The organism is Nocardioides flavus (ex Wang et al. 2016), assembly GCF_014653115.1.
In the GTDB taxonomy this organism is placed as follows: domain Bacteria; phylum Actinomycetota; class Actinomycetes; order Propionibacteriales; family Nocardioidaceae; genus Nocardioides; species Nocardioides flavus.
On record NZ_BNAD01000001.1, the window covers coordinates 295,753 to 320,957 of the forward strand.

The window sequence follows — 25,205 nt, forward strand, 5'->3', positions numbered from 1 at the left end:
GACTCCCCACGTGCACTCCGTCGCGCCGCCGGACCAGACCAGCCAGGCGACGGACATAATGGGTCGGGTGGAGTGGCGGGGGCCTGTGGTGCTGGTGGCGCTCCTGGCGATCGGCGCCGGGGGCGGGTACGCCGCGTCCGCACAGAGCCGCGACACGGCCGTCGGCTCGGGTGTGCCCTCGCCCGTGCCGGCGCAGCGGCCCGAGATGCCCGTCGAGGCGCCGCGTCCGCCCGCTCCTGATCCCGACGACCCGGCCCTGCGGCCCGGCCTGGAGATGGCGCCGGCGACGTTGGGCACGGGCAAGTTCGAGATCACCTTCCCCGCTCCCGTCGGCTGGCGCACCAACGCCAACGCCAGCAACGAGTGGAAGTGGAAGAAGCCCGGCACGTCCAACAACAGCTACGTCATGCGGATCGAGCAGATCGACAGCCAGGACATCACCATCGAGGACGCGATCGACATCCGCATCGCCCGTCTGCGTGACGAGCAGCAGGACGTCGACATCGTCGGGCGCGGGGCGGCCTCGCTCGAGTACACCTACCGCAGCAACGAGGGCAACGCCCGGCACAGCTTCATGCGCTGGCTCGACCTGGACCTCAGCGGGCAGGCCGACGTGGAGATCGTCGTGCACGGGCGAGAGCGCGACGTCGAGGGGGCCAAGGACCTCATCGACACTGTGGCCGACGGGATGCGCGGCGCCGGCGGCGGGCCCCTGTGACGCTCCCCGTCGAGCCGCGCGGGGACCGTACGACCGCCCCGCGGCTGGTCGCCGCGCTCGCCCTGCTGCTCGTCCTCGGAGCCGCGCTCGGGTTCGGCGCCTCCTGGGTGCTGGGCGAGAACCCGTCCGGCCAGGGGGCCGCGGCGCCGGTCGCTGCCAGCTCCCCGAGCCTGCCCGTCGACCCGGTCCCCGACCTGCTGCCCGACCCGGACATCCCCGCCCTGGCCCCCGCGATCCCGTTGGAGCGGCAGACGGTCGGAGCCGGCGGCTTCCGGATGTCGGTGCCGGTGCCGGAGGGCTGGACGTTCTCGGAGAACTCGCTCAACGAGTGGCAGTGGCGTCCGCCCGACCAGCCCGACTTCGGCCACGTCCTGCGCGTCGAGCAGGTGCTCAGCAACAGGCGCTCGATCGCCTGGACGCTCGACCGACGCATCGACGAGCTGCGCGAGGACGAGAGCGGCTTCGAGGTCCTCGCCGAGACCGGCGACAGCCTCTACTTCTCCTTCATCACCTCCAACCACCTGCGCCACGGCTTCCTGCGGTGGCTCGACCTCACCGGGTCGGACGACGCCCAGGTCGAGATCGCCGTGACCGGCCGCGAGGTCGACGTGCCCGGCATGCGCGACCTGGTCAGCCGGGTCGCGTCCGGGGTCGAGCTGGGCGAGTCGGCTCAGACGCCGTAGGTCGTCACCGAGTCGAGCACCCGGTTGGCGGTGCCGAGCTCGTCGCTGCGGATCTGGATCCACAGCAGCTGGTTCTGGTTGAGGCGCACGACCCGCTCGACGGTGACCTCGAGGCCCTGGCAGTCGTAGGAGAAGGTCGTCATGTAGTCGTCGCCGTCGCGCTCGTCGAAGATCGGCCCGCGCGAGGGTCCGCACTCCGGGTGGCTGGGCAGGCGCGAGGGGAGCTTCTCGCCCGGCAGGATCCCGACGAACACGCCGGGGGCCGGGTCGTCCTCGGAGTTCCACCCCTCCCGGGTGCCCGAGGCGATCGACGGCTGCTGCGCCCGTCCCCCCGCCGGCGTCCACGGCTCGGGGTCGACCTGGGCCGTCCAGGACTCCGGCACGGTCACGGCGATCGTGCCCGTGGCGTCCTCGACCTCGCGCTCCGAGGTCGAGGCCCGCTCCGCGGCCCAGCCCGCGCCGGTGCCGGCGGCCAGCGTCAGCACGGCCGCGGCCACCCACGGCCACCGGCGCCCGCCGCCTCGTCGACCGGCGGACGAGTCGCCCGCCGTCGATCCGTACGCGCTCCCGGCGGTGCTTCCCGCAGCGGTGGACGCGGCGCGTACCTCCGTGGCCAGGTCGGGGTCGACCGGGATCCACGCCCGCGGCTCCTCGCCCGCGTCGCCACCGAGCGCCTCGACCAGCGCTGCGGTGAAGGCCGCGACGTCCTCGAACCGGTCGTCGCGGTCCTTCGCGAGGCCCCGCAGGACCACAGCGTCCGCGGCAGGGTTGTCGATGCCCATCGACGGGGGCGGAGCCGGGTCCTCCGCGGCGGCGAGGCTCCGGTGGTCGAAGGGCTGGCGCCCCGCGAGGAGGTAGTAGCTCAGCGCCGCGAGCGAGAACTGGTCGGCCCGCGGGTCGAGCGGCTCGCCGAGCGCCTGCTCGGGGGCGACGTACGCCGGGGTGCCGCCGACCATGGTCAGCCGCGACGACATGTCCATCGCCTTGCCCAGGCCCAGGTCGCCCAGCATCGCCACCACGTGCGAGCCGCGGCCGTTCTCGACCGTGCGGAACAGCACGTTCCCGGGCTTCACGTCCCGGTGCAGCACGCCCCGGTCGTGCAGCGCCTCGAGCCCCCGACCGACCTGGGTGATCACGGTCAGCGCCTGCGCCGAGGACAGGCCGGACACCTCGAGCCGGTCGGCGAGCGTGCCCTGGTCGGCGTAGGCCATCACCAGGTACGGGCGCTCGTCCTCGAGCACGCCGGCGTCGTAGACCGCCACGACGTGGGGCGACTCGACCTTGCGCAGGAAGCGCCCCTCCTCGATGAAGCGCTGCCGGACGTGGAGGTCGTCGGTCCAGTTGTCGGCCAGGACCTTGATCGCGACGAGGGAGTCGAGGTGGTCGTCGTGGGCCAGCCAGACGGTCGCGAAGGCTCCCGACCCGATGCGACGACGCACCGGGTACCGACCGAGACGACTGGGAGCGGACACCCGGGCATTATCGTGCAGGCGTGAGCTATTCGGGGGACCCGGGCGACGCGCTGGCGCCGGACGACATCGACGACCTGGCCCGCCGCGCGCGCGACGGCGACCGCGACGCACTGGAGACACTGCTCGCGGCCGTACGTCCGCGGGTGCTCAACATCTGCCGCGGGGTGCTGCCCTACTCCGGCGACGCCGAGGACGCCTGCCAGGAGGCGATGCTCAACGTGGCCACCAAGATCGGCTCGTGGGGTGCCCGCGGCCGGTTCACCACCTGGCTGCACATCGTGTCCGTCAACAGCGCGCGCACGACGTACCGACGCCTCAAGAACCTCGCCACGCCGACCGACTTCGAGGACGGCGCCCACGACCGCCCCGACCCGCGCACCACCAGCGTGATCGCCGGCACCCGGCTCGACCTGCTCGAGGCGATGGACACGATCGAGAAGGACCACCCGCAGTACGTCGAGCCGCTGCTGCTGCGCGACGTCTACGGCCTGCCCTACGACGAGATCGCCACGCTGGTCGACGCCCCGCTGGGCACCGTCAAGGCGCAGATCCACCACGGGCGCAAGCTCGCCAGGCCGCTGCTGCGCGGCGAGCGGTGAGACGCCGCCCGGCGCACCGCGCGACCACGGCGGCGCTCGCGCTCACCACCGTCGTCGCCCTCGCCGGCTGCTCCGCCGAGGACACCGGCCCCGACGGGCTCGAGCCGCCACGGTCCGCCGCACCCGCCGACGGCGGGTCCCCGGGCGACAGCCCCGTCGCCACATCGGCCCCCGTGGTGACCGAGCCGGTCGAGCAGGACCTCGACCTGGCCGTCTCGACGCCGGTCGAGGACAGCGTCTACCCCGAGGTCGGGGACCCGCGCGTCGACGCCCTGCACTACGACCTGGACCTCACGTGGGAGCCCGGGCCCGAGCGCCTGACCGGGCGCGCGGTCCTCACCTTCCGGGCCGCCCGTACGGCGCCGAGGTTCCAGCTCGACCTCGGCGCTCCGCTCACCGTCGCCGGGGCGAGGCTCGACGGTGAGCCCGTCCGCGTCGTCGAGCGCGGCAAGGACCTCGTCGTCCGCGCCCCGATCGAGGAGGACCAGCGCTACGAGCTGGCCCTCGACTACGCAGGCACCCCCGAGCCCGCGCCCGCGCCCACCACCCGCAGCGACTTCTCCACGACGGGCTTCACCGTCACCCGCACCGGCGAGGTGTGGACTATGCAGGAGCCGTACGGCGCCTACACGTGGTACCCCGTCAACGACCAGCCGGCCGACAAGGCTCTCTACGACATCACCGTCCACGCGCCGCCGCGGTGGACCGGCATCGCCAACGGCGAGCTCACCTTGCTCGAGGAGGACGAGGGCGGCACGACGACCTCGTGGCAGCTCGACGAGCCGGCGTCGTCCTACCTGATCACCCTCGCCATCGGCGACTACGCCCACAGCGAGAACTCCACCGCCGGGGGCCTGCGCGTCGACTACTGGACCCCGCGCGGCATGACCCGCCCGCTCGACTCGATCCGGACCGCCGCCGCGACCGTCGACTGGGTCGAGGAGCGGCTCGGCGACTACCCCTTCGACTCGCTCGGCCTCGTCGTCACCGCCTCGCAGAGCGCGATGGAGACCCAGACGATGGTCACCCTCGGCACCAACGACTACGTCCTGTCCCCGCAGGTGGTCGCGCACGAGATCGTCCACCAGTGGTACGGCGACCAGGTCTCGCCGTCCGACTGGCGCGACGTGTGGCTCAACGAGGGCATGACGATGCTGCTGCAGTGGACCTACGAGGACGAGCACGACATCCGCCCGCTGCGCGAGACGCTGCGGAGCGCGCGCGCCGTCGACCAGCGGCTGCGCGACCAGTACGGCCCGCCCGGGGCGTACGACCCGCAGCAGTTCGGCGGCTCCAACATCTACTACACGCCCGCCCTCATGTGGGAGGAGCTGCGCACCGAGCTGGGCGACGAGGAGTTCTGGGGCATCGCCCGCTCGTGGCTCGTCGAGAACGACAACACCTCCGCCTCCCGCGAGCAGCTCTACGACCACTGGGAGGCCGAGACCCGGCGCGAGCTGTCGGCGTTCTTCGACCGCTGGATCACCGGTCGGCGGACGCCTGCGCGGGGCGTGCCCTCCGCGGGCTGACCACCGGCCGAGCTGCTGGTCGAGGACGGACGAAGTCCCGTCACGACACCCGTGACCGCGGCTACCCTCCCGGAATGACCCGCCTCACCGCGCACGACCTGATCGACCTGGTGCTCGACGAGGGCTCGTGGTCCTCGTGGGACACCCCTCCGTCGCGCGCGGGGGTCAGCGACGAGTACGCCGCCGAGCTCGCCGCCGCTGCGGAGAGGTCCGGGGTCGACGAGTCGGTCCTCACCGGCGAGGCACGGCTCCACGGGCGGCGCATCGGCGTGCTGGTGGGCGAGTTCGGCTTCCTCGCCGGCTCGATCGGGCGAGCGGCGGCCGACCGGATCGTCGCCGGCATCGAGCGCGCCACCCGCGAGGGACTGCCGCTGGTCGCGGCCCCGGTCAGCGGCGGTACCCGGATGCAGGAGGGCACTCCCGCGTTCGTGCAGATGGTGCGCATCTCGGCCGCGGTCGCCGCGCACCGTACGGCCGGCCTGCCCTACCTCGTCTACCTCCGCCACCCCACCACCGGCGGCGTGATGGCCTCCTGGGGCTCGCTGGGCCACGTGACGGTCGCCGAGCCCGGCGCGCTCGTCGGCTTCCTCGGCCCCCGGGTCTACGAGGCGCTCTACGACCGCCCGTTCCCCGAGGGCGTGCAGACCTCGGAGAACCTCTACGCCCACGGCATCATCGACGCCGTCCTCCCGCCCGAGGAGATCGCCGAGATCCTCGACCGCGCGCTGACCACGCTGATGGCGGCGCGCGAGGGCGTCGCGCCGGTCGCCGACCCCGGGGAGGAGGACGTGCCCGACGTCGACACCTGGGACTGCGTGACCCGCTCGCGGCGGCCCGACCGTCCGGGCGTACGCCGGCTGCTGCGCTACGCCGCCAGCGAGGTCGTGCCCCTCAACGGCACCGGGCAGGGCGAGCGCGACCCCGGCCTGCTGATCGCGCTCGCGCGGTTCGGCGAGGCGCCGTGCGTCTTCCTGGGCCAGGACCGGCGCGGCCAGACGACCGACCACCCGCTGGGCCCCGAGGCGCTGCGCGAGGCACGGCGCGGGATGCGGCTGGCCTCCGAGCTCGGGCTGCCGCTGATGACCGTCATCGACACCCAGGGCGCCGCGCTGTCGGCCGACGCGGAGAACGGCGGGCTCGCCGGCGAGATCGCCCGGTCACTGGCCGACCTGGTCACGCTGGACGCGCCGACGCTGTGCCTGATGCTCGGCGAGGGCAACGGCGGCGGGGCGCTCGCGCTGCTGCCGGCCGACCGCGTGGTGGCCGCCCAGCACGCGTGGCTCTCGCCGTTGCCGCCGGAGGGCGCGTCGGCGATCGTGCACCGCGACCTCGACCACGCCGCGGAGATGGCGCGTGCCCAGCAGGTGCGCGCGATCGACCTCCACCGCCGCGGGATCGTCGACCGGATCGTGGCCGAGAAGCCCGACGCCGCCGACGAGCCGGAGGAGTTCTGCCGCCGCGTCGGGGCGGTGCTGGAGCACGAGCTCAGCGCCCTGCTCGCCTCCGGTCCGGGGTCGCCGGAGCAGCGGGCGCGGCGCTACGCCTGAGCGTGTGTCGCCGCTCGAGCGGTGCGTGACGCAGGTTCTGACTACTCAAGACCTGTCTCACGCACCGCTGACCACGGGCAAGCCCGCTCGAGCGGTGCGTGACGCAGGTTCTGACTGGTCAGAACCTGCGTGCGTCACCGCTCCTCGCCGGGCGACTCCGGCTCGTCCGAGCGCTCGGCGGCCTCGGCGGCAGCCGCCTCCTGCGCCTCAACCACCTCGGCCTCGGTCACCGCCTCCGGCTCGTCGGGCTGGTCGGCCTCGGCAGCCTGCTCGGGAGCGGCCGGCGCCATGCCGACCCCCGGCACCGCGGTGCCGCTGAGGGTGGCGAGCATCTGGCGGACGTTGGAGAGCTGGGCGTTGATGCTGTCGCGACGCTGCGCGGCCGCGGCGAGCTCGCGCTCGGACTCGGCGCGTACGCGGTCGGCAGAGGCGCGCGCCTCGGCCACCATCGTGGTCGAACGCTCCTCGGCGTCGGCGAGCATCCGCGCGATCCGCTCCTCGGCCTCGGCGCGGCTGCGCTCGAGGGTGGCCTCGGTGTCGCGGTTGCGGGCGGCCATCGCGTCGAGCTCGGCCTGCGCGGCGGCCTGCTGCGCCTGGAACTCGGCGGTCGCCTTCTGCCGGCGCTCCGCGAGCGTGGTCTCGAAGTCGGCCGCGGCCTGGGCGGCCTTCGCGCGCTGGTCCTCGAAGAGCGCCTCGGCCTCGGCGCGGCGTGCTGAGGCGTCGCGCTCGGCGGCGTCACGCTCACCGTCGGCGGCCTTGCGGGCGTCGGCGAGCAGACGGGCACCGTCGGCGTCGGCGTCGCGGCGGGTCTCCTCGGCGTAGCGGTCGGCGTCGGCCCGCACCGCCCCGGCCTCCTGCTCGGCCTCCTTGCGCAGCGTCTCGACCTCGCCGAGCACCCGGTCGCGGATCTCGGCGGCCTCGGTCTCCGCGAGGGAGAGGATCTGCCCGACCCGCTCGCCGAGGTGCTCGTACGTCGGGAGCTCGGGCTGCTGGGCCTCGCGGGAGACGAGGGCCTCGCGGGACGCGGCGGCCTCCGTACGGGCCTGCTCGGCGGCTGCCTCGGCGGCCTCGAGGCGTCGCCGCAGGTCGGCTGCCTCGGCCTGTGCCTGCCCGATCGCCCGCTCGACCTCGCTCGGGTCGTAGCCGCGGCGCACGGTCGTGAACATCTCTTCAGGCATCGGGGTTCTCCTGGTGTGGCGGGGGGTGGGGGGTGTCCTGGACGTACGGGGTGGGGCGCGGGGGCGAGGCGCCGGGGTCGTCGGCGGCCGGCTGGCGCTCGGGCACCGCGAGGGCCTCGATCACGCCGGACAGCTGCCCGAGCTCGGCGGCGATGCGGTCGCGCTGCACCTGCAGGTCGGCGACCTCGGCCCGGGCGCGCTCGAGGGCCCGGCGGGCACTCTCGCGGAGCTGGTCGGCCTCGGCACGGCCCTCGGCGACGAGCGCGACGGACTCCTCGCGCGCGCGGCGGCGTTCCTCGGCCGCCTCGGACCGGCTGCGGGTGACCTCCTCGGCCACCAGGGCCCGCAGGCTGGCAGCGCCCGACTCCGCCTCGGCCCGGCGACGCTCGAGCCGCTCGACCGCGCGCTCGGACTCGTCGGTGGCGTCGGCGACGATGCGGGCCGCCTCGGCCTCGGCGCGGGCGAGGGCCGCCTTGGCCTCGCTCTCCATCTCCCCGGCCGCGAGCCCGGCGGCGCGGGTGATGTCGTCGGCGCGCTGCTGGGCCTCGGCCAGCCGGAGGGCCATCCGCCCGGCGACGGCGTTGATCACGCCCTGCAGGCGGCGGCGTACGAGCCGGGTGTGGGCGGCGACGTCGGCGTGACCGGCCTTGCGGATCGCGTCGGCCTCCGTCGCCGCACCGGCCAGCACGGAGCGTACGGTCTGCGTCGCCCACGCGGTCTGCTCCGCGGCCTGCGCGAGCTTCTCCTCGCTCTCCGCACGGGCCGCCGCGAGGGTCTCCTCGGCAGCGCGTCGCATCCGGTCGACCTCGGCGCCGGTGCTGCGGCGCAGCTCCTCGATCTGCAGCCCGGTCTCGTCGCGCATCCGGGCGGCCTCGGTCGAGGCGCTGGCGCGCAGCGACTCGGCCTCCGCGGTGGCCGTGTCGAGGTGGCGCTGACCGCCGGCACGGCCCTCCTCGACGAGGCGGGCGGCCGTCTCCTGCGCCGCGGAGACGGTAGCCTCGGCCTCGGCGCGGGCCGCCTCGAGGAGCGCGGAGGTCTCGGCCGCCGTGGTGTCGCGCAGCTGCTGCGACTCGGCCCGGAGCGCGACGGCCTCCTCCTGCGCGCTGGCCCGGAGCCGGTCGCCCTCGACGCGCGCGGCCTCGACCTGCTCGTCGCGGGCCGCGGAGGCCGACGACATCAGCAGGGCTGCCTGCTCGTTGGCGTCGACGACGATCGTCGCCGCCTCCTCCGACGCCCCGGCCAGCACCTCCTCGGCCTGGCGGCGGGCCCGACCGGCGTCGGCGCGGTCCGCCTCCGCCTCGGCCTTGAGGGAGCGCAGCTCCTCGCGCAGCACGGCGACCTCTGCGGTCAGCCTGTCGGCCTCCTGCCGGGCCTCGCCCACCAGCTGGTCGGCCACCTGCTGCGCGCGAGCCAGGAGGGCCGAGGTGGTGGGCTCGCCCGAGGCTGCCGCGGCGGCGTCGTGAGCCATCCGCCCGCTCCTTCCACACGATCCGAGGCCCTCATTGTCGCAGCGCGCGACGGTGCCCGACAGGGGGGACGAACCATCGGTTGCGCCCACAGCGAAAGACCTTGCCGCGGCAGTATCCCACCCGGTGGGGTGGGGCCATGAAGCTGCTCGTGCTCGGTGGCACCCGGTTCCTCTCGCGCGAGGTCGCCGCCCGCGCAGTCGCGCGCGGGTGGGACGTCACCTGCGCCTGTCGCGGCACGTCCGGCCCCGTGCCGGAGGGCGCCACGCACCTGCCGTGGGACCGCTCCGACGATCCGCCGGCCGAGGTGGCCGACGGGGGCTGGGACGCGGTCGTCGACGTCGCGCGGCTGCCGTCGCAGGTGCGTCGCGCGGTTGCCGCGACAGCCTCGGCGCACTGGGTCTTCGTCTCCACCGTCAGCGTGTACGCCGACAACGGCTCGTCGGCGATGGAGCCGCTCCTCGACCCGATCGACGACGACGTCGACCTCGCCGTCGACCCCGAGGCCTACGGCGGCATGAAGGTCGCGTGCGAGCGGGCGGTGCAGGAGACGGCGGAGTCGTGGATGGTCGCTCGCCCCGGCCTGATCGTCGGGCCGGGCGACCCGACGGGCCGGTTCGCGTACTGGCCGCAGCGCCTCGCCCGCGGCGGGGAGGTCCTGGCACCGGGCAGCCCCGACGACGTGGTACAGGTGATCGACGTGCGCGACCTCGCCGACTGGCTGCTCGACCTCGCGGCGTCCCGCACGACCGGGACGTACGACGCGGTCGGCAGGCCCGTGGCGCTCGGGGAGCTCCTCGCCCACACCGCCGCCGGCGTCGGGGCGGACTACCCCCGCCTCACCTGGGTCGACCAGGACTTCCTCGAGGCCCAGGGCGTCGCCCACTGGGCCGGCGAGGGATCACTGCCGCTGTGGCTGCCGCGCCCGGCGTACGACGGCATGCTCGCCCACGACCCGGGCCCGGCCGTGGCCGCCGGCCTGCGGCTGCGGCCGCTCGCCGAGACCGCTCCCGCCTGCCTCGACTCCCCTGTCACCGCCCTCACGCCCGAGCGTGAGGCCGAGGTGCTGGCGGCTTGGCACGCCCGCTGAGATCCGCCGACCGGGCACTTCGTGCCCGTCCCGGACGCCGACCGGGCACTTCGTGCCCGTGTCGAGGAACGAAGTGCCCGGTCGGTGAGCCTGACGGGCACTAAGTGCCCGCTCACGTGTGGTTCAGAAGAGGAGCGCGGTGCCCGGGTCCTGGAGGATCCCGGCGACGTCGGCGAGGAAGCGCGAGCCCTTCTCGCCGTCGATGTGCCGGTGGTCGAACGACAGCGCCAGCGTCGTCACGTCGCGCACGACGATCTCCCCCGTGGCCTCGTCCACCCAGGGCCGCTTGTTGATCGCGCCGAAGCACAGGATCGCGGACTCGCCCGGGTTGATGATCGGGGTACCGGCGTCGACGCCGAAGACGCCGACGTTGGTGATCGTGAAGGTGCCGCCCGACATCTCGGCCGGCTGCGTCTTCCCGTCGCGCGCGGTGGCGGTGAGCTCGCCGAGGGCCCCGGCCAGCTCGACCATCGACATGGCGTCGGCGTCCTTGACGTTGGGCACGACCAGGCCGCGCGGCGTGGCGGCCGCGATGCCGAGGTTGACGTAGCCCTTGTAGACGACCTCCTGCGCGGCCTCGTCCCAGTAGGAGTTGATCTCCGGGGTGCGCTTCATCGCCATCAGCACCGCGCGGGCGAGCACGAGCAGCGGGTTGATCCGTACGCCGGCCAGCTCGCGGCGCGCCTTGAGCCGCTCGACGAGCTGCATGGTCGCGGTGACGTCGACGGTGATCCACTCGGTCACGTGCGGGCTGGTGAAGGCGGACTGGCTCATCGCCGTCGCCATCATCTTGCGCACGCCCTTGATCGGCTCGCGGGTCTCGCGGGCACCGGCCATCGGTGCGACACCGGCACGGCCGTCGCTCGAGCCGGCGAGGTCGGCGTACTGCTGGGGCATGGACCGCCCGCCCGAGCCGTTGGCAGCGCCCTGCACGTCGTCGCGGGTGATCGAGCCCGACGGGCCGGAGCCGGTCAGGGCGGTCAGGTCGACGCCGAGGTCCTTGGCGAGCTTGCGGACCGGGGGCTTGGCCAGGGCACGTACGGCGCCGGGCTCCTGCGCGGTCGGGGGCACGAGCGCCTCGGCCGGGGCAGCCGCCGGCGCGGGGCGCTGGTCGACCGCGGGCACCGGTGCCTCGTCGGCCGGCATGACCTCGTCGGACTGCGCGCCGCCGGGCGAGAACGCGCCCTGCACCTGCATCTGGGTCTGGCCACCGGCGACCGTGCTCGGCGACGCCGAGCCGCGACGGGCGCGACGCATCGGCCCGCGCTCGGCCTTGATCCGGCCGACGAGGGACGCGCCCTCCATCGAGCCGGAGGCAGCCGGGTTGGACAGGTCGATGTCGGCCGCGTCCACCTGGGCGGAGACCTCGGCGGCGCCTGCCTTCTGCCCTGCCTTCTGGGCCATGCCCAGGTAGGGGTCGGACTCGGTCTGCTCCGCGGCCGGGGCGGCCGACGGGGTGGGCGCGTCGCCCTCGGCACCGATCGAGATGATCGGGGTGCCGACGGGGATGGTCTCGCCCTCGGCGACCAGCAGCGCGAGGACAGTGCCCTCGAACGGCGACGGCAGCTCGACGAGCGACTTGGCGGTCTCGATCTCCACGATCACGTCGTTGATCTCGACGGTGTCGCCGACCTTGACCTTCCAGGCCACGATCTCGGCCTCGGTCAGGCCCTCGCCGACGTCGGGGAGGAGGAACTCAGACATCAGGATCCTTTCGGAACCGGGTCTCGAGACGGTCGCTGCGCGACCTCCTCGACCAGCGGTTGGGGTCAGTAGGCGAAGGTGCGGTCGACGGCGTCGAGCACCCGGTCGAGGTCGGGGAGGTACTCCTCCTCGATCCGCGACGGCGGGTAGGGCGTGTCGAAGGCACCGACGCGCAGCACCGGGGCCTCGAGGGAGTAGAAGCACTGCTCGGTGACCCGCGCGGCGAGCTCGGCACCCATGCCGAGGTTGACGTGCGCCTCGTGCGTGACCACGCAGCGACCCGTGCGGCGTACGGACTCGTAGACCGGGGCCATGTCGAGCGGCGAGAGGGTGCGCAGGTCGATGACCTCGAGGCTGCGGCCCTCGGACTCGGCTGCCTCGGCGCACTTGAGCGCGGTCTTGACCGTCGGGCCGTAGGCCAGCACGGTCGCGTCGGAGCCGGCGCGCACCACGCGCGAGGAGAACAGCGGGTCGGGCGTCGCCGACTCGTCGAGCTCGGCCTTGTCGGCGTGGTACTGGCGCTTGGGCTCGAGGAAGATGACCGGGTCGTCGTGGGCGATCGCCTGCTGGATCATCCAGTAGCCGTCGACCGGGTTGGAGCAGGCCACCACCTTGAGGCCGGGGGTGTGCGCGAACTGCGCCTCCGGGCTCTCCGAGTGGTGCTCGACCGCGCCGATGCCGCCACCGAAGGGGATGCGGATGACGATCGGCATCTTCACCTTGCCCTGCGAGCGGTAGGTGTACTTGGCGACCTGGCACACGATCTGGTCGTACGCCGGGTAGACGAAGCCGTCGAACTGGATCTCGACCACGGGGCGGTAGCCGCGCAGCGCCATGCCGACCGCGGTGCCGACGATGCCGGACTCCGCGAGCGGGCTGTCGATGACGCGGTCCTCGCCGAAGTCCTTCTGCAGGCCGTCGGTGATGCGGAAGACGCCGCCGAGCTTGCCGACGTCCTCGCCCATGAGCAGGACCTTGTCGTCGGCCTCCATGGCCTTGCGCAGGCCCATGTTGAGGCCCTTGGCGAGAGTGATCTTCTGCGTGCTCATGCGTGGCTCCCCTCGAAGGACGCGAGGTAGGCGGCGAACTCGTCGCGCTGCTGGGCGATCTCGTCGGTCATCTCGGTGAAGACGTAGCCGAACTGGTCGAGCGGCTTGGGGTCGGGCAGCGCCTTGCACCCCTCGCGGAGGTGGTGGCCCAGCTCCTTGGCCTCGGCGTCGAGGTCGTCGAAGAACTCCTGGTCGACCAGGCCGTTGCGGCGCAGGTAGACCTTGAGCCGCTCGATCGGGTCCTTGAGCTTCCAGTGCTCGAGCTCGTCGTTGAGGCGGTAGCGCGTGGGGTCGTCGGTCGTGGTGTGCGCGCCCATCCGGTAGGTGTAGGCCTCGACGAAGGACGGGCCGTTGCCCTCGCGGGCGCGCTGGAGCGCGGCCTTGGTCACGGCGTACGTCGCCAGCACGTCGTTGCCGTCGACGCGGATGCCCGGGAAGCCGAAGCCCAGGGCCCGCTGGTAGAGCGGGATACGGGTCTGGCGCTCGATCGGCTCGGAGATGGCCCACTGGTTGTTCTGGCAGAAGAACACGACGGGGGCGTTGTAGGAGGCGGCGAAGATGAACGCCTCGTTCACGTCGCCCTGCGAGGACGCGCCGTCGCCGAAGTGGGCGATGACGGCCGCGTCTCGCTCGGGGTCGCCGGTGCCGACGACGCCGTCGCGCTGCATGCCCATCGCGTAGCCGGTGGCGTGCAGGGTCTGGGCGCCGATGACGATCGTGTAGAGCCCGAAGTTGTTCTCGTTGGGGTCCCAGCCGCCCTGGTCGACGCCGCGGAACAGGCCGAGCAGCCGGAGCGGGTCGACGCCCTTGCAGTAGGCGACGCCGTGCTCGCGGTAGGTCGGGAAGACGTAGTCCTGCGGGCGCAGCGCGCGCCCGGCGCCGATCTGCGCGGCCTCCTGCCCGAGGAGCTGGGCCCAGATGCCGAGCTCGCCGTGGCGCTGGAGCGCGGTCGCCTCGACGTCGATACGCCGGGTCAGGACCATGTCGCGGTAGAGGCCGCGGAGCTCGTCGGCGGAGAAGTCGTGGTCGAACTCGGGGTGGTGGACGCGCTCACCCTCGGGCGTCAGCAGCTGGACGAGGTCGGGGCCACCGTCGGTCTGGGACGGTCCGAAGACATCCGCCAGGTCGGGGCCGAAGCTCACGGGATCGGACAACGCACTCTCCTCACAATCAGGCAGCGGCAGTCACGGGATCGCCGGACGCCGACGGCTTGCACGCGTGGTCGTCGGCGTGTGTGACCCCGACCACAGGATGGGGGTCAAGGTATCTGTCGGAGCCCGACAGCACCAATCAGGCGTACGCCCGGCTCCGCAACGCCGTGCGGCCGGGATTGTCAGGCCCTCACCGAAGTGGATGAGCCGACGCCGACGGGCTCGTGGGTGACCCGTCGACGCCGGCTCGCCTCCATTGGGGGGTGGAGGCTCGGGCAGCTTCTGCTACCCGGCGATGAAGGTGGCTGTCATGCGCCCGTGCCTCGCAGGCCGGTGTCGGGCAGGACCTCGGGGGCCGCGCACAACGCCGGGATGCGGAGCTTGTCGAGCCTGGTGGAGCCGACCTTCAACGTGACCTTGGCCCGCGGCTTGCCCTTCGTGACGAACTTCTTCTTCGCGAGGGACTTGACCGTGATCCGGTGGACCTTCTTGCCGACCCGCAGCTTGTAGACCACGGTGTCGCCGGACCGGTTGGCCAGCTTGGCCCGGACCGTTCCCTGGCAGGTCGCCTTCACCGAGCCGACCGCCTTGCCGAAGGCCTGCTCGGGCAGGACCTCGGCCGCCGGGGTGCAGACCAGCACGGCAGCGGTCGCCGTCGGGTCCGTACCGACCGGCAGGTCGATCGTCGCGGTGTTGGTCCAGCCCTGGCAGGCACCGGGGGCGCCGCCGGCGAGGGTCAGGTCGTAGGTGTAGCTCTTGACCAGGCCCGCGGCCCACGTGAGCGCCGGGTCGAGGACGACCCGCTGACCGGCGACCGTCTTGTCGTCGACCACCTGGACCGTCTTGTTGGTCTCCGAGCGGACGCCGAAGGTGATCGGGCCCGTGGTCTCGGTGACCGACGTCGAGCTCGCCTCGCCCGGCGGGTCCCACGTCGCCGTCACGCTGAGCGTCCCGGAGCCCGCGGGCTTCGAGGCGAACGTGCAGGCGATCGGCAGGGTGGCCGAGCTGTCGTCCCCGATCACGACGTCCGAGCCGCCGGTGACGGTGCAGACCGCACCACCTCCGAGGTCCGTCGCCGCCGTGACGTCGGCGGTGATGTCACCGTCGGCGTACGTGTTGGGGTTGGTGATCTCCACCGAGCCCTGCAGCCTCCACCCGGAGTCGGTCGCGTCACCGGCGCGGGCCGTCACCGTGTAGGTGAAGGTCGCGTTGCCGGAGGCGTCGGCCGTGCGCTGCGTGGCGTCGGCGACCTTGCCGATCGACCAGGCGTAGTCACGCGCCAGGTCGGCCGTCGCGGTCGGCGCCAGCTCGAGCGGTGCCTCGGTGCAGACCGTGACGGTGGTGCTGTCGCTGGGGTTCTCCCCGGCGAGCTCGAGCCATGCGGTGTTGGTGAGGTCGACGCACTGGCCTGGCACGCCCTCGTGGGTGAGGGTGTACTCGTACGTCTCGACCAGGTCCTCGGCCCACTCCAGCTCACCGTCGAGCAGGACCGGGTTCTCCGGGTCGGTCTGGTCGTCCCAGACCTCGATGGTCCGGTCGACCTCCTCACCCACGGTCAGGGTCACGTCGCCGGAGCCGGACGCGGTGTCGTTCTCCGCGGCACCGGCCGGGTCCCAGGAGACGTCGGCGGTGACCGTGCCCGAGGTGGCGGGCTCGCCCGAGAACTCGCACGCGAAGCCGACCACCAGGTCGTCACCGTGCGCGACCACCGGCTCGGCGGGCAGCGTGGCCGTGCAGACCGCGCCACCACCGACGTCGGTGCTGACGTCGAGGTCGGTGATCTCGATGTCGCCCTCCGCGTAGGTGTTCGGGTTGGTCACCGTGACGTCGCCCGTGAGCGTCCAGCCGGCCGGCTGCCGGTCACCGGCGCGGACCGTCACCACGTAGGTGAAGTCGGCCTCGCCCGTCTCCGCGTCGACCTCGACGCGGGTCCGGTCGACCTCCTTCTCGATGGTCCACGGGTAGGTGATGCCGTAGCTGCCGGCACCCTCCACCGCGACCTCGAGCGGGGCCTCCTCGCAGACGCGGACCGTACGGTCGGCGCTGAGGTCCTCACCGGTCAGGGCGAGCACCGCCGTGTTCGTGTACGTCTCGCAGGCGCCGGCGGGAGCGCCGAGGTCGCGGGAGTAGGTGAACACGTCGGGCCCGTCGGCCGCGTCGACGTCGAACTCCTTGGCCGGCACCCCGTCGTTGGGGATGTCGTCCACCAGGGTCGTCGTCGAGTCGGTGATCCCGGGCCGCGGCGCGAACTCCACGTCGACGGTCTCGGTGACGACCTCGTCCCCGAAGCTCACCTGGGCGGTGTTGGTGCCGGACGTCTTGCCCGACCCCTCGCACTCGTAGGCCAGCTCGACGCTGCCGCCGGCCGCGATCTCCACGCCCGTGGCGTCGTCGACCACCTCACAGGTCCATCCCTCGACGTCGGCCAGGTCGGCCACGTCGACGACCAGCACCTCGTCGGAAGGGTTGCTGACCGTGATGGCACCCGACCAGGAGGCCGTGCCGTCCCAGACGACGTCGCCCGGGGTGGCGGTCACGGTGTAGTTGAACCGCGCCTGGCCGTCGGGTCCGACCTCGACGAACGTCTTGTCGACGTCCTTGGTGAGGCTCCACAGCTGCTTGCGGCCGAAGTCGGCCTGGACCGTCTTGGCCACGCCCGGCGAGCAGAGCGTCACGGTGTGGCTGTCGGACTGCTTCGTCTGGTCGATGGTCACGACGTTCTCGTAGGGCACGCACTCGCCGGTCGCACCGTCGAGCTCCACCGAGTAGGTGAGGCTCTGGGTGTGGTCGTCCATCGCGTGGACGGTCTCCCAGTCGAAGGTCGCCTGCGGCAGGTCCGCGGTGACGTCCTCGCCCTCGAGCAGGTCGGTGAGCGTGACCGTCGCGTTCGTGGGCTCGGGGTCGCCGGTCACCTCGACGTCGACGGTGGCGCTGTCGCTCGTCCTCGGGTAGGCGTACGGGTCGTCGCTCCAGTCGATCGTGACGGTGTTCTCGCCGACGTAGTCACCCTGCTCGACGCCCGGGCAGTCGTAGGTGACCGGGTGGTCGACCGCGTTCGCCGGGACGGCCACCGAGGCGCCGCCGTCGATGGTGCACTGCAGCACCTTCGTGTCGACCACGACCGTGTCGGTGACGTCGACCGTCACCGGCCAGTCGTTGGGGTTGTCGATGAGGATCGTGCCGGTGAGCGCCCACTCGGAGTCGCTCACGCCGTCGGCGGTGACGTCGATGGTGAAGTCGACGGTCTTCCTCAGGTCGCCGTTCTCGTCCTCGCCGACCCAGACCGTGCCCGGGCCCGACTTGGCGATGTCCCAGAGGAGCTCGCGCTGGTAGCCCAGGTTGGCGTCCTTGGTGACGTCGAGGTTGCGTCCGACGCAGACGGTGACGGTCTCGCTGTCACTGGTGTCGTCGGCCGACTCACGCGCGGTGTTGGTGTAGTCCTCGCACTCACCGGGGACGCCGTCGATGCTGCGCGAGTAGGTGTCGACGACGACCGTGTGGGCCGCCGGGTCCTCCGAGGCCCGTACGGTGCTCCAGTCGAAGGTGCCGAGGTCCTCCGCGGCGCCACCGTGGAAGGTGTCGGTGACCGTGGTGGTCTCGTCGGTCCGCTGGTCGATCGCGAAGGCCTTCGCGTCCGAGCGGGTGTAGGTCTCCGCCGGGTCGGAGCTCGGGTACGTCGCCTCCGCCCACGTCACCGTGGCGGTGGTGCCGCCCGGCAGGGCAGCCGTGGGGCAGGTGTAGGTCAACGGGTTGGCGCCGCTCGCCAGGTCCACCTGCAGCCCGGGTGCGCCCGACTGGTCCTCGGCGTCGATGGAGCAGGCCGCGCCGCCGGTGATCTCGGCCGAGAGCGTCCCCACCATCGGCAGCGGGTTCGGGTTGGTGACCGTGACGGTCCCGCCGAAGTCCGACCGCGTCGGGTCGAGCGCCTCGAGGCGCACCTCGTAGTCGAAGCTCGCGGGCGTGCCCTCGGGCACGTTCACCGTCTTCGGCGCGGCCACCGACTTGGTGACCAACCAGTTGTAGTCGACGTCGTAGGTCGGGGCGTTGACGATCGTCGGCGCCGCGAAGTACCTGCGGTCGGTGACGGTCAGCGGGGTGTTGACGCTGCCGACGCCGTCCTCACCGACGGTCACCGTCCACGTACGGGCCGACTCCGGCTGCGGCAGCTCGTAGCCGTCCGGCGCCGCCGTCTCCACGACGACGTACTCGCCCGGAACCGCCGGCTCGATGATGATCGCGCCGTCCGCGGTGCCGTCGGGGTCACCCGCGCCGCCCTCGGTGATGACGAGGGGGCTCTCGGTGGCGCCGGGGATCGGGTTGGGCGAGATGGAGAACGTGGCACCGGGGACCGGGTTGCCGAACTGGTCGACCTTGTAGATCTCCATGGCGCCGCACGTGTCGCCGACGTCGATGCTGACCGCGTCGACGTAGTCCTTGAGCGCCGACTCGTTGGCGTTGCCGGTGAAGGTGCGGATGTTCATCGTGCCGAAGTTGCCGCCCAGGCAGGTGATGTCACCGCCGCCGAGCTCGAGGAGCGCGGTGAAGTTGAAGGCGCCCTCGCCGAAGAGGCCACCCTCGCCGGTGGTGCCGGTGAAGGGGACCTGGGCGATGTCGACCGGGCACCATCCGGCACCGGGCGAGTAGCCGCTGACCTCGAGGCAGCTCGCGTTCCAGTCGGGGCCGGTCTCGAGGCGCCAGAAGTAGGCGTTGGTGAGCTTGAAGCCCTTGTTGCCGTCCTGCTCGAAGCGGACCATGACGTCGCCGACCGAACGCACCGGCAGGTACGTGCTCCCGCCCGCGTTCTCCTGTCGGTTGAACTCGACGTCGAAGTTCGTCACGCCGCTCGTGGTGTAGCGACGGAAGCCGATGAAGCCCCAGATGTCCTCGTCCACGATCGCGTCGTGCACGTAGACGTCGGAGATGTCGTCCTGGTTGGGGGCGAGGCCGGTCCCGATCTCCCACGTGGACGGGTGCTCGAACTCCTTGCTGCCCTTGAACGTGCTCGTGTCGACGTTGCCCACCGGGTCGGAGGCCCTCTCCCCGGTCGTGGCCCAGTCGAGTCCGCCCTCGTTGACCGGCGTGTCGCCGTCGATCTCGAACCCTGCCACCACCGCGGCGCTCGCGGCCGTGGTCGTCGCCTGGACGGCGAACACCGGGACGAGCAGGAGGAGGGCGAGCAGTCGCCCGAGCCCGCTCCGGTGCCGCTCCGCGGCGTGTGCCCCTCGTGCCCGGCCCTGCCGCGCGTTCCTGGTCTTCGTGCGTACGCGATGCATGTTGCTCGCCCCCTGTGCGAGTAGTCCCCACTGTCAAAGTCCGATCGGTGACCGACGCCGCCCAGCGCTGTCGACCGTGGCTCCGCGCGCCCCCAAGACGCACGGCTTGCTGTGCCTGCGATCAGAAGACTGGCGCGACGCAGGGGGCGCCGCACCGGACCCGATGGAGGTCGCGGACTACCTGACGACGGGCTTGACCGAAACTTGGCCCATCAGCCCGGATAAGGGGTGAACGGACCAGACCACGTACCCAAGGTGGGATAGGTCGTGGGGTGGGACCGCTGGGTGGGACCGCTGGCGTCAGCCCCGTCCGTGCGGGGTGAGCCAGCCGGACTCGTCGGGTCCGGCGGGCACGATCTGGGTGGGGTTGATGTCGGTGTGCACGACGTAGTAGTGATGCTTGATCTGCTCGAAGTCGACCTCGTCGGCGAAGCCGGGGGTCTGGAACAGGTCGCGGGCGTAGCCCCAGAGGTTGGGCATCTCGGTGAGCTTGTTGCGGTTGCACTTGAAGTGGCCGTGGTAGACGGCGTCGAAGCGCACCAAGGTCGTGAAGAGACGTACGTCGGCCTCGGTGATCGAGTCGCCCATCAGGAAGCGGCGGTCGGCCAGCCACCCCTCGAGCCAGTCGAGGGCCGCGAACAGGCGCTCGTACGCCTCCTCGTACGCCTCCTGCGAGCCGGCGAAGCCGCAGCGGTAGACGCCGTTGTTGACCTCGGTGAACACCCGCTTCATCACCGCCTCCATCTCCTCGCGGACGTCGGCGGGCCACAGGTCCGGGGCGTCGGGGCGCTGGTGGTCGCGCCACTCGAACGAGAGGTCGTGGGTGATCTGCGGGAAGTCGTTGGTGACGACCTTGCCCGACGCGACCTCGACGATCGCCGGCACCGTGATGCCACGCGGATAGCCGGCCTCCCGGGCGAAGTAGGCCTCCTGGAGCCGCTCGATGCCCAGCACCGGGTCCTTGCCGCCCGGGTCGAGGTCGAAGGTCCAGCTGCGGGCGTCGTGCACGGGCCCGGGCGCTCCCCACGAGATGGCGTCCTCGAGGCCGAGGAGCTTCCTCACGATGATCGAGCGGTGCGCCCACGGGCAGGCGCGGGCCGCGACCAGGCGGTAGCGACCGGGCTCGGCCTGCCACACCTCCACGTCGCGCGGGCTGTCCTTGGAGCCGCTCGGGAACGTGTCGTCGAGCGGGTCCGCCGACCGCTCGCCAGCCAGCACCCGGTCGGGGATGTAGGACATGTCGCGCTCGAAGGGCTCGCCCTTCTTCGTGTAGGTCGCGGTGTCGTTCATTCTTCAACCATAGCGGCCGCCCCGGCGGGGTAGTCCAGTGGCGAGCTGTCGTCCCGGCCGGGTAGTCCAGTGGCGAGACGTCGTTCCGGCGGGCCTTCGGCAGCGTTTGGCCACTGGACTACCCGGGGTCGAACGAGCTATGCGCCCGGGGCGAAGCGGGCGGCCACCTCGACCACGCGGTCGAACGCCTCGGTCTCGCCGATGCTCACCCGCACGCCGTCGCCGGCGAAGGGACGCACCGAGATCCCGACCTCGCCGCACGCGGCGGCGAAGTCGAGGGCACGGTCGCCGAGGGGGAACCAGACGAAGTTGCCCTGCGCGTCGGGGAGCTCCCAGCCCACCTCGCGCAGCCGGCCCACGAGGACGTCGCGGCGGACGACGAGCTCGTCGACCCGCGCGAGCAGCTCGTCCTGCGCGGCCAGCGACGCGATGGCTGCGGCCTGGGCGACGTGGCTGACGCCGAACGGCAGGGACACCGCGCGGAGGGCGGCGGCCAGGGGCGCCGGCGCCACGGCGTACCCGACGCGGAAGCCGGCCAGACCGTAGGCCTTGGAGAAGGTGCGGGTCAGGACGACGTTGTCGTGGCGGCGGTAGGTCGCGATGCCGTCGATGGCGTCGTCCATCCGGACGAACTCGAGGTAGGCCTCGTCGACCACGACGACCACGTGGGTGGGGATCTTCGCGATGAAGGCGTCGAGCTCCGACTGGCTGACCGCAGGCCCGGTGGGGTTGTTGGGCGTGCAGACGATGACGACCTTCGTACGCTCGGTGACGGCCGCGGCCATCGCGTCGAGGTCGTGACGGCCGTCAGAGGTCACTGGCACCTGCACGCTGGCGGCACCGCCGGCCGTGACGGCGATCGGGTAGGCCTCGAAGGAGCGCCAGGCGTAGACGACCTCGTCGCCGGGCTCGCAGAACGCGTTGACCAGCTGGTAGATCAGGCCGACCGAGCCGGTGGCCGCCGCGAGGTCCTCGACGGGGACGCCCATCGCCTCGCCGAGCGCGGCGTACAGGGCGGTGCTGCCCATGTCGGGGTAGCGGTTCATCTGCGCCGCCGCCTCGGTCGCGGCCTCCAGCACGCCGGGAAGGGGCGGGAAGGGGTTCTCGTTGGACGACAGCTTGTAGGACGTCAGCCCGGGTCGGGCGACGGGAGGCTTGCCGGCGACGTACGCAGGGATGGCGAGCACGTTGGGCCGGGGCTGGGGCGTGGTCATGCGGAGACCTTAGTGAGCGCTCTCCTCCGCCAGGGCCGGACCACCGGCAGGAGCAGCAGTCCGAGGACCGAGCCGAGCGCAGCGCCGAGGACGTTGTCGACCAGGTCGGTCACGTCGCAGGCACGGTCGAGGCGGGCGAGCTGCAGCTGGGTGAGCTCGATGCCGAGGCTGTAGGCCGCCAACGCGGCGAGCCCGAGCGGCGCGAGAACCACGCCGGACCACCACCGTCCGACGGCGAGCACGAGGAAGGTCCCGGCCGGCACGAACAGCAGCACGTTGAGGGTGCGCTGGTCGAGCCCGAACACCTCGAAGGCCGCCCCCGAGGGGCCGCCGTAGTCCCACGAGCACGACTCGGCGCGGGTCTCGGCCGGGACGATGCCGACGTCCGGCCGGGTCGGCACGAGCGTGACGAGGGCGATCGCGACCAGCGACCACAGCAGCCCGGCGACCGACACCGCGAAGGCGGTGCCGAGGCGGTCACGCAGGCCCAGCGCGAGCAGGGCGGCCACGACGCCGGCCGCCAGTGCGCCGAGCACCATCACGCCCGCTCCGCCGATCGTGACCATCCGGGGAGGGTACGCGGGTCTCGTGACGGGACTTCGTCCCTCCTCCACCAGCGTGGTGGCTAGTCTCGCCGTATGAGGTTCGTGACGTGGTTGCTGACGTACGCCGCCGGGCTGGCCGTGGCGGCCCAGCTACTGGCCGGGATCTACTTCGACGGTCCCGCCGAAGGGCAGGCCGAGCTGCAGGAGAAGTTCCTGCCGCTGCTCGTCGTGGCCCTGATCCTGGGGCTCGTCTCGACCTTCGTCGAGCCGGTCGTCAAGCTGCTGTCGCTGCCGTTCATCATCCTCACCCTGGGCTTCCTGCTGCTGGTGATCAACGCGCTCATGCTGATGCTCACCGCGTGGCTGGCCGACGGCTTCGACCTCGGCTTCCACGTCGACGGCTTCTGGAACGCGCTCGTCGGGTCGCTGATCATCACCGTCGTGGGCTGGGGCGTCCGGATCGCCCTCCCCTCGCGGGACTGATGCGGGTGCCCGACCTCCCCACCGCTCTCCCCGACGCTCGTGAGCCGGGGCGTTACCGCATCGCGCTGGTCTGCCTCGGCAACATCTGCCGCTCGCCCACCGCGCACGTCGTCCTGGAGAGCCGCCTGGCCGACGCCGGTCTCGACGACCGGGTCGAGGTCGCCTCGTCCGGCACGGGCGGCTGGCACGTCGGCAACCCCATGGACCCGCGCGCAGCGAGCACGCTGGCCGGTGCCGGCTACGACCCGACCCGGCACCGCGCCCGGCAGTACGACGCGAGCTGGGCCGAGGCGTACGACCTCGTCCTGGTGATGGACGAGGCCAACCTCGCCGACGTCGGCGGGCGGAAGCCCCGGATCGGGATGTTCCGCGACCTCGATCCGGTCGATCCCGGGGCCGCGGTCCCGGACCCGTACTACGGTGGGGACGACGGGTTCGAGGAGGTGCTGGCGATGGTCGAGCGCACGAGCGATGCGATCGTGGCGGCCCTCCCCCGCGCTCTCGAGGGTCCGGCCTGATGGCTCGCCAGCCGCTCGTCGCCCGCCGCGCCGAGGAGCTGCTCGGCACCGCGGTCGTCGCGACCTCCCCGGTGGCCGGGGGCGACATCGCGACCGCGACCCGGCTGCGGCTCTCCAGCGGACAGACGGCCCTGATGAAGACGCTGCCGCACGCACCGGAGGGCTTCTTCGAGGCCGAGGTCGCCGGGCTGCGCTGGCTCGCCGAGGTCGACGGCGGGGTGCTCGTCCCCGAGGTCCTCGCCGCCGCGCCCGACTGCGTCGTCCTCGCGTGGGTCGAGCAGGGCCAGAAGACCCCCGTCGAGGCGGCCGTCGCCTTCGGCCAGCAGCTCGCCACCACCCACCGGGCCGGAGCCGACGGGTGGGGCCTGGACCACGACGGGTTCATCGGACGGCTGCCGCTGCCCAACAAGGGCGCCGACTCGTGGCCGGAGTTCTACGCCGTGCGCCGGGTGCTGCCCTACCTCAAGCTCGCGCGCGACCGCGGCGCGATCAGCGACACCGACGCGGCAGCGGTCGAGGCCGTCGTCGGCCGGCTCACCGAGCTGCTCCCCGAGGACACCCCAGCCCGCCTGCACGGCGACCTCTGGAACGGCAACTGCCTCTGGGGCCAGGACCTCGCCATCCACGTCATCGACCCGGCCGCACACGGGGGCCACCGCGAGGTCGACCTGGCGATGCTGCACCTGTTCGGTCTGACCCACCTGCCGCGGGTGGTGGCGGCCTACGACGAGGCGTACCCCCTCGCCGAGGGCTGGGAGGACCGGCTCGGGGTCCACCAGCTCTTCCCGCTGCTGGTGCACGCCTGCATGTTCGGCGGCGGCTACGGCGCGCGAGCCGGGGCGGTCGCGGCGCGCTTCGCCTGACCCCGCCGCACCATGAAGGCAGTTCGCGGCGTGACGGCCGCAGCCCACGCTCAGGAGACGACCGCGAGGCCCGAACTGCCTTCACCATGTTTTCAGGATCGCCTCAGGGGCCGGTGGCATCCTTGGGCGCGTGACTGAGTCCCGGCCCCGCGTGCTCGTCGTCGACGACGACCGGGCCGTGCGCGACTCGCTGCGCCGGTCGCTGGAGTTCAACGGCTACGAGGTCGTCCTGGCCGCCGACGGCGCCGAGGGCCTGGTGGCGGTCGGGTCGCACCAGCCCGACGTCGTGGTGATCGACGTGATGATGCCGCGCCTCGACGGGATCGAGACGACCCGCGCCCTCCGTGCGGCCGGCAACGACGTACCGGTCCTGGTCCTCACCGCCCGCGACGCGGTCGGCGACCGGGTCGAGGGACTGGACGCGGGAGCCGACGACTACCTCACCAAGCCGTTCGCGCTGGAGGAGCTGCTGGCGCGGCTGCGAGCGCTGCTGCGCCGCGTCGTGCCCGACGGCGACGCCGAGAACGAGGTGCTGTCGTTCGCCGACCTCACCATGGACGTCGCGAGCCGCGACGTCTCGCGCGGCGGTCGCGCGATCGAGCTGACCCGCACCGAGTTCACGCTGCTCGAGATGTTCCTGCGACGGCCTCGGCGGGTGCTCGACCGCTCCTTCATCCTCGAGGAGGTCTGGGGATACGACTTCCCCACGAGTGCGAACTCGCTCGAGGTCTATGTCGGCTACCTGCGGCGCAAGACCGAGGCGGAGGGCGAGCCGCGGCTGATCCAGACGGTGCGCGGCGTCGGCTACGTCCTGAAGGAATCATGAAGGTCCC

At 72.6% G+C, this 25,205-nt stretch carries 20 protein-coding genes; 10 read left to right on the forward strand and 10 right to left on the reverse strand.

What is annotated here, in order from left to right; translation table 11 throughout:
* Positions 1-67 precede the first annotated feature (67 nt).
* Both IE200_RS01460 and IE200_RS01465 read left to right on the forward strand, forming a co-directional pair.
* The gene (locus IE200_RS01460; protein WP_191277574.1) at positions 68-718 is read left to right on the forward strand and encodes a hypothetical protein; all 651 of its coding nucleotides are present in this window, start codon (positions 68-70) and stop codon (positions 716-718) included.
* Positions 715-1,401 carry a hypothetical protein gene (locus IE200_RS01465; protein WP_191277575.1) on the forward strand — a complete coding sequence of 229 codons (687 nt, stop codon included), beginning with the start codon at positions 715-717 and terminating at the stop codon, positions 1,399-1,401. The genes IE200_RS01460 and IE200_RS01465 overlap by 4 nt, the downstream gene beginning before the upstream one ends.
* On the opposite strand, the gene IE200_RS01470 is transcribed toward IE200_RS01465, so the two are convergent.
* On the reverse strand, positions 1,389-2,873 hold the full coding sequence (locus IE200_RS01470; RefSeq protein ID WP_191277576.1) for a serine/threonine-protein kinase: 1,485 nt from the start codon (positions 2,871-2,873) through the stop codon (positions 1,389-1,391). The two genes, IE200_RS01465 and IE200_RS01470, sit on opposite strands and share 13 nt — an antisense overlap.
* A 20-nt stretch (positions 2,874-2,893) precedes the next feature.
* On the opposite strand from IE200_RS01470, the gene IE200_RS01475 reads away from it, so the two are divergent.
* The 3 genes from IE200_RS01475 (at position 2,894) to IE200_RS01485 (ending at position 6,548) form a co-directional block, all read left to right on the forward strand.
* On the forward strand, positions 2,894-3,472 hold the full coding sequence (locus IE200_RS01475) for an RNA polymerase sigma factor (protein WP_191277577.1): 579 nt from the start codon (positions 2,894-2,896) through the stop codon (positions 3,470-3,472).
* A complete protein-coding gene (locus IE200_RS01480) occupies positions 3,469-5,001 on the forward strand; it encodes a M1 family metallopeptidase (protein ID WP_191277578.1) in 1,533 nt (510 codons plus the stop codon). The genes IE200_RS01475 and IE200_RS01480 overlap by 4 nt, the downstream gene beginning before the upstream one ends.
* A gap of 74 nt (positions 5,002-5,075) precedes the next feature.
* A complete protein-coding gene (locus IE200_RS01485) occupies positions 5,076-6,548 on the forward strand; it encodes a carboxyl transferase domain-containing protein (RefSeq protein WP_191277579.1) in 1,473 nt (490 codons plus the stop codon).
* 134 nt (positions 6,549-6,682) lie between these two features.
* Here the strand turns inward: IE200_RS01485 and IE200_RS01490 are convergent, their stop codons facing one another.
* Positions 6,683-7,726, reverse strand: coding sequence for a coiled-coil domain-containing protein (locus IE200_RS01490; RefSeq protein WP_191277580.1), 1,044 nt, complete (start codon positions 7,724-7,726; stop codon positions 6,683-6,685).
* Positions 7,719-9,194 (reverse strand): coiled-coil domain-containing protein, encoded by a 1,476-nt coding sequence (locus IE200_RS01495; protein WP_191277581.1) that lies wholly within the window; start codon positions 9,192-9,194, stop codon positions 7,719-7,721. Before IE200_RS01495 ends, IE200_RS01490 begins: the two co-directional genes overlap by 8 nt.
* Positions 9,195-9,331: 137 nt before the next feature.
* On the opposite strand from IE200_RS01495, the gene IE200_RS01500 reads away from it, so the two are divergent.
* Positions 9,332-10,282 carry an NAD-dependent epimerase/dehydratase family protein gene (locus tag IE200_RS01500; protein WP_191277582.1) on the forward strand — a complete coding sequence of 317 codons (951 nt, stop codon included), beginning with the start codon at positions 9,332-9,334 and terminating at the stop codon, positions 10,280-10,282.
* 123 nt (positions 10,283-10,405) lie between these two features.
* On the opposite strand, the gene IE200_RS01505 is transcribed toward IE200_RS01500, so the two are convergent.
* The 7 genes from IE200_RS01505 to IE200_RS01535 all read right to left on the reverse strand — a co-directional run bounded on the left by IE200_RS01505 (position 10,406) and on the right by IE200_RS01535 (position 22,529).
* On the reverse strand, positions 10,406-11,986 hold the full coding sequence (locus tag IE200_RS01505) for a dihydrolipoamide acetyltransferase family protein (protein ID WP_191277583.1): 1,581 nt from the start codon (positions 11,984-11,986) through the stop codon (positions 10,406-10,408).
* Positions 11,987-12,051: 65 nt separating this feature from the next.
* Positions 12,052-13,035 carry an alpha-ketoacid dehydrogenase subunit beta gene (locus IE200_RS01510; protein WP_191277584.1) on the reverse strand — a complete coding sequence of 328 codons (984 nt, stop codon included), beginning with the start codon at positions 13,033-13,035 and terminating at the stop codon, positions 12,052-12,054.
* Positions 13,032-14,177: a pyruvate dehydrogenase (acetyl-transferring) E1 component subunit alpha gene (gene pdhA, locus IE200_RS01515; RefSeq protein WP_456237846.1), complete on the reverse strand. Its 1,146-nt coding sequence runs from the start codon at positions 14,175-14,177 to the stop codon at positions 13,032-13,034. The genes IE200_RS01510 and pdhA overlap by 4 nt, the downstream gene beginning before the upstream one ends.
* Positions 14,178-14,494: 317 nt before the next feature.
* Positions 14,495-19,459 carry a prealbumin-like fold domain-containing protein gene (locus IE200_RS01520; protein ID WP_191277586.1) on the reverse strand — a complete coding sequence of 1,655 codons (4,965 nt, stop codon included), beginning with the start codon at positions 19,457-19,459 and terminating at the stop codon, positions 14,495-14,497.
* 300 nt (positions 19,460-19,759) lie between these two features.
* Positions 19,760-20,749: a glutathione S-transferase family protein gene (locus IE200_RS01525; RefSeq protein ID WP_191277587.1), complete on the reverse strand. Its 990-nt coding sequence runs from the start codon at positions 20,747-20,749 to the stop codon at positions 19,760-19,762.
* A gap of 137 nt (positions 20,750-20,886) precedes the next feature.
* Complete coding sequence (gene hisC / locus IE200_RS01530) at positions 20,887-21,963, reverse strand: histidinol-phosphate transaminase (protein WP_191277588.1); 1,077 nt, start codon at positions 21,961-21,963, stop codon at positions 20,887-20,889.
* Positions 21,960-22,529, reverse strand: a complete 570-nt coding sequence (locus IE200_RS01535; RefSeq protein WP_191277589.1) for a VanZ family protein — start codon at positions 22,527-22,529, stop codon at positions 21,960-21,962. Before IE200_RS01535 ends, hisC begins: the two co-directional genes overlap by 4 nt.
* 72 nt (positions 22,530-22,601) lie before the next feature.
* On the opposite strand from IE200_RS01535, the gene IE200_RS01540 reads away from it, so the two are divergent.
* The 4 genes from IE200_RS01540 (at position 22,602) to IE200_RS01555 (ending at position 25,198) form a co-directional block, all read left to right on the forward strand.
* Positions 22,602-22,991, forward strand: a complete 390-nt coding sequence (locus IE200_RS01540) for a phage holin family protein (RefSeq protein WP_191277590.1) — start codon at positions 22,602-22,604, stop codon at positions 22,989-22,991.
* Between the two features lie 5 nt (positions 22,992-22,996).
* Positions 22,997-23,509 (forward strand): low molecular weight protein-tyrosine-phosphatase, encoded by a 513-nt coding sequence (locus IE200_RS01545; RefSeq protein WP_229855948.1) that lies wholly within the window; start codon positions 22,997-22,999, stop codon positions 23,507-23,509.
* Positions 23,509-24,372, forward strand: coding sequence for a fructosamine kinase family protein (locus IE200_RS01550; RefSeq protein WP_191277592.1), 864 nt, complete (start codon positions 23,509-23,511; stop codon positions 24,370-24,372). The genes IE200_RS01545 and IE200_RS01550 overlap by 1 nt, the downstream gene beginning before the upstream one ends.
* Positions 24,373-24,502: 130 nt before the next feature.
* Positions 24,503-25,198 carry a response regulator transcription factor gene (locus IE200_RS01555; protein ID WP_191277593.1) on the forward strand — a complete coding sequence of 232 codons (696 nt, stop codon included), beginning with the start codon at positions 24,503-24,505 and terminating at the stop codon, positions 25,196-25,198.
* The last annotated feature ends 7 nt before the right edge of the window (positions 25,199-25,205 follow it).

What these genes read in the sequence shown, in the direction of transcription:
- IE200_RS01505 (WP_191277583.1), bottom strand. Translation starts at nt 11,986, where the DNA reads ATGTCTGAGTTCCTCCTCCCCGACGTCGGCGAGGGCCTGACCGAGGCC.
- IE200_RS01485 (WP_191277579.1), top strand. Translation starts at nt 5,076, where the DNA reads ATGACCCGCCTCACCGCGCACGACCTGATCGACCTGGTGCTCGACGAG.
- IE200_RS01495 (WP_191277581.1), bottom strand. Translation starts at nt 9,194, where the DNA reads ATGGCTCACGACGCCGCCGCGGCAGCCTCGGGCGAGCCCACCACCTCG.
- IE200_RS01535 (WP_191277589.1), bottom strand. Translation starts at nt 22,529, where the DNA reads ATGGTCACGATCGGCGGAGCGGGCGTGATGGTGCTCGGCGCACTGGCG.
- IE200_RS01540 (WP_191277590.1), top strand. Translation starts at nt 22,602, where the DNA reads ATGAGGTTCGTGACGTGGTTGCTGACGTACGCCGCCGGGCTGGCCGTG.
- IE200_RS01490 (WP_191277580.1), bottom strand. Translation starts at nt 7,726, where the DNA reads ATGCCTGAAGAGATGTTCACGACCGTGCGCCGCGGCTACGACCCGAGC.
- IE200_RS01510 (WP_191277584.1), bottom strand. Translation starts at nt 13,035, where the DNA reads ATGAGCACGCAGAAGATCACTCTCGCCAAGGGCCTCAACATGGGCCTG.
- IE200_RS01550 (WP_191277592.1), top strand. Translation starts at nt 23,509, where the DNA reads ATGGCTCGCCAGCCGCTCGTCGCCCGCCGCGCCGAGGAGCTGCTCGGC.
- IE200_RS01500 (WP_191277582.1), top strand. Translation starts at nt 9,332, where the DNA reads ATGAAGCTGCTCGTGCTCGGTGGCACCCGGTTCCTCTCGCGCGAGGTC.
- hisC (WP_191277588.1), bottom strand. Translation starts at nt 21,963, where the DNA reads ATGACCACGCCCCAGCCCCGGCCCAACGTGCTCGCCATCCCTGCGTAC.
- IE200_RS01520 (WP_191277586.1), bottom strand. Translation starts at nt 19,459, where the DNA reads ATGCATCGCGTACGCACGAAGACCAGGAACGCGCGGCAGGGCCGGGCA.
- IE200_RS01525 (WP_191277587.1), bottom strand. Translation starts at nt 20,749, where the DNA reads ATGAACGACACCGCGACCTACACGAAGAAGGGCGAGCCCTTCGAGCGC.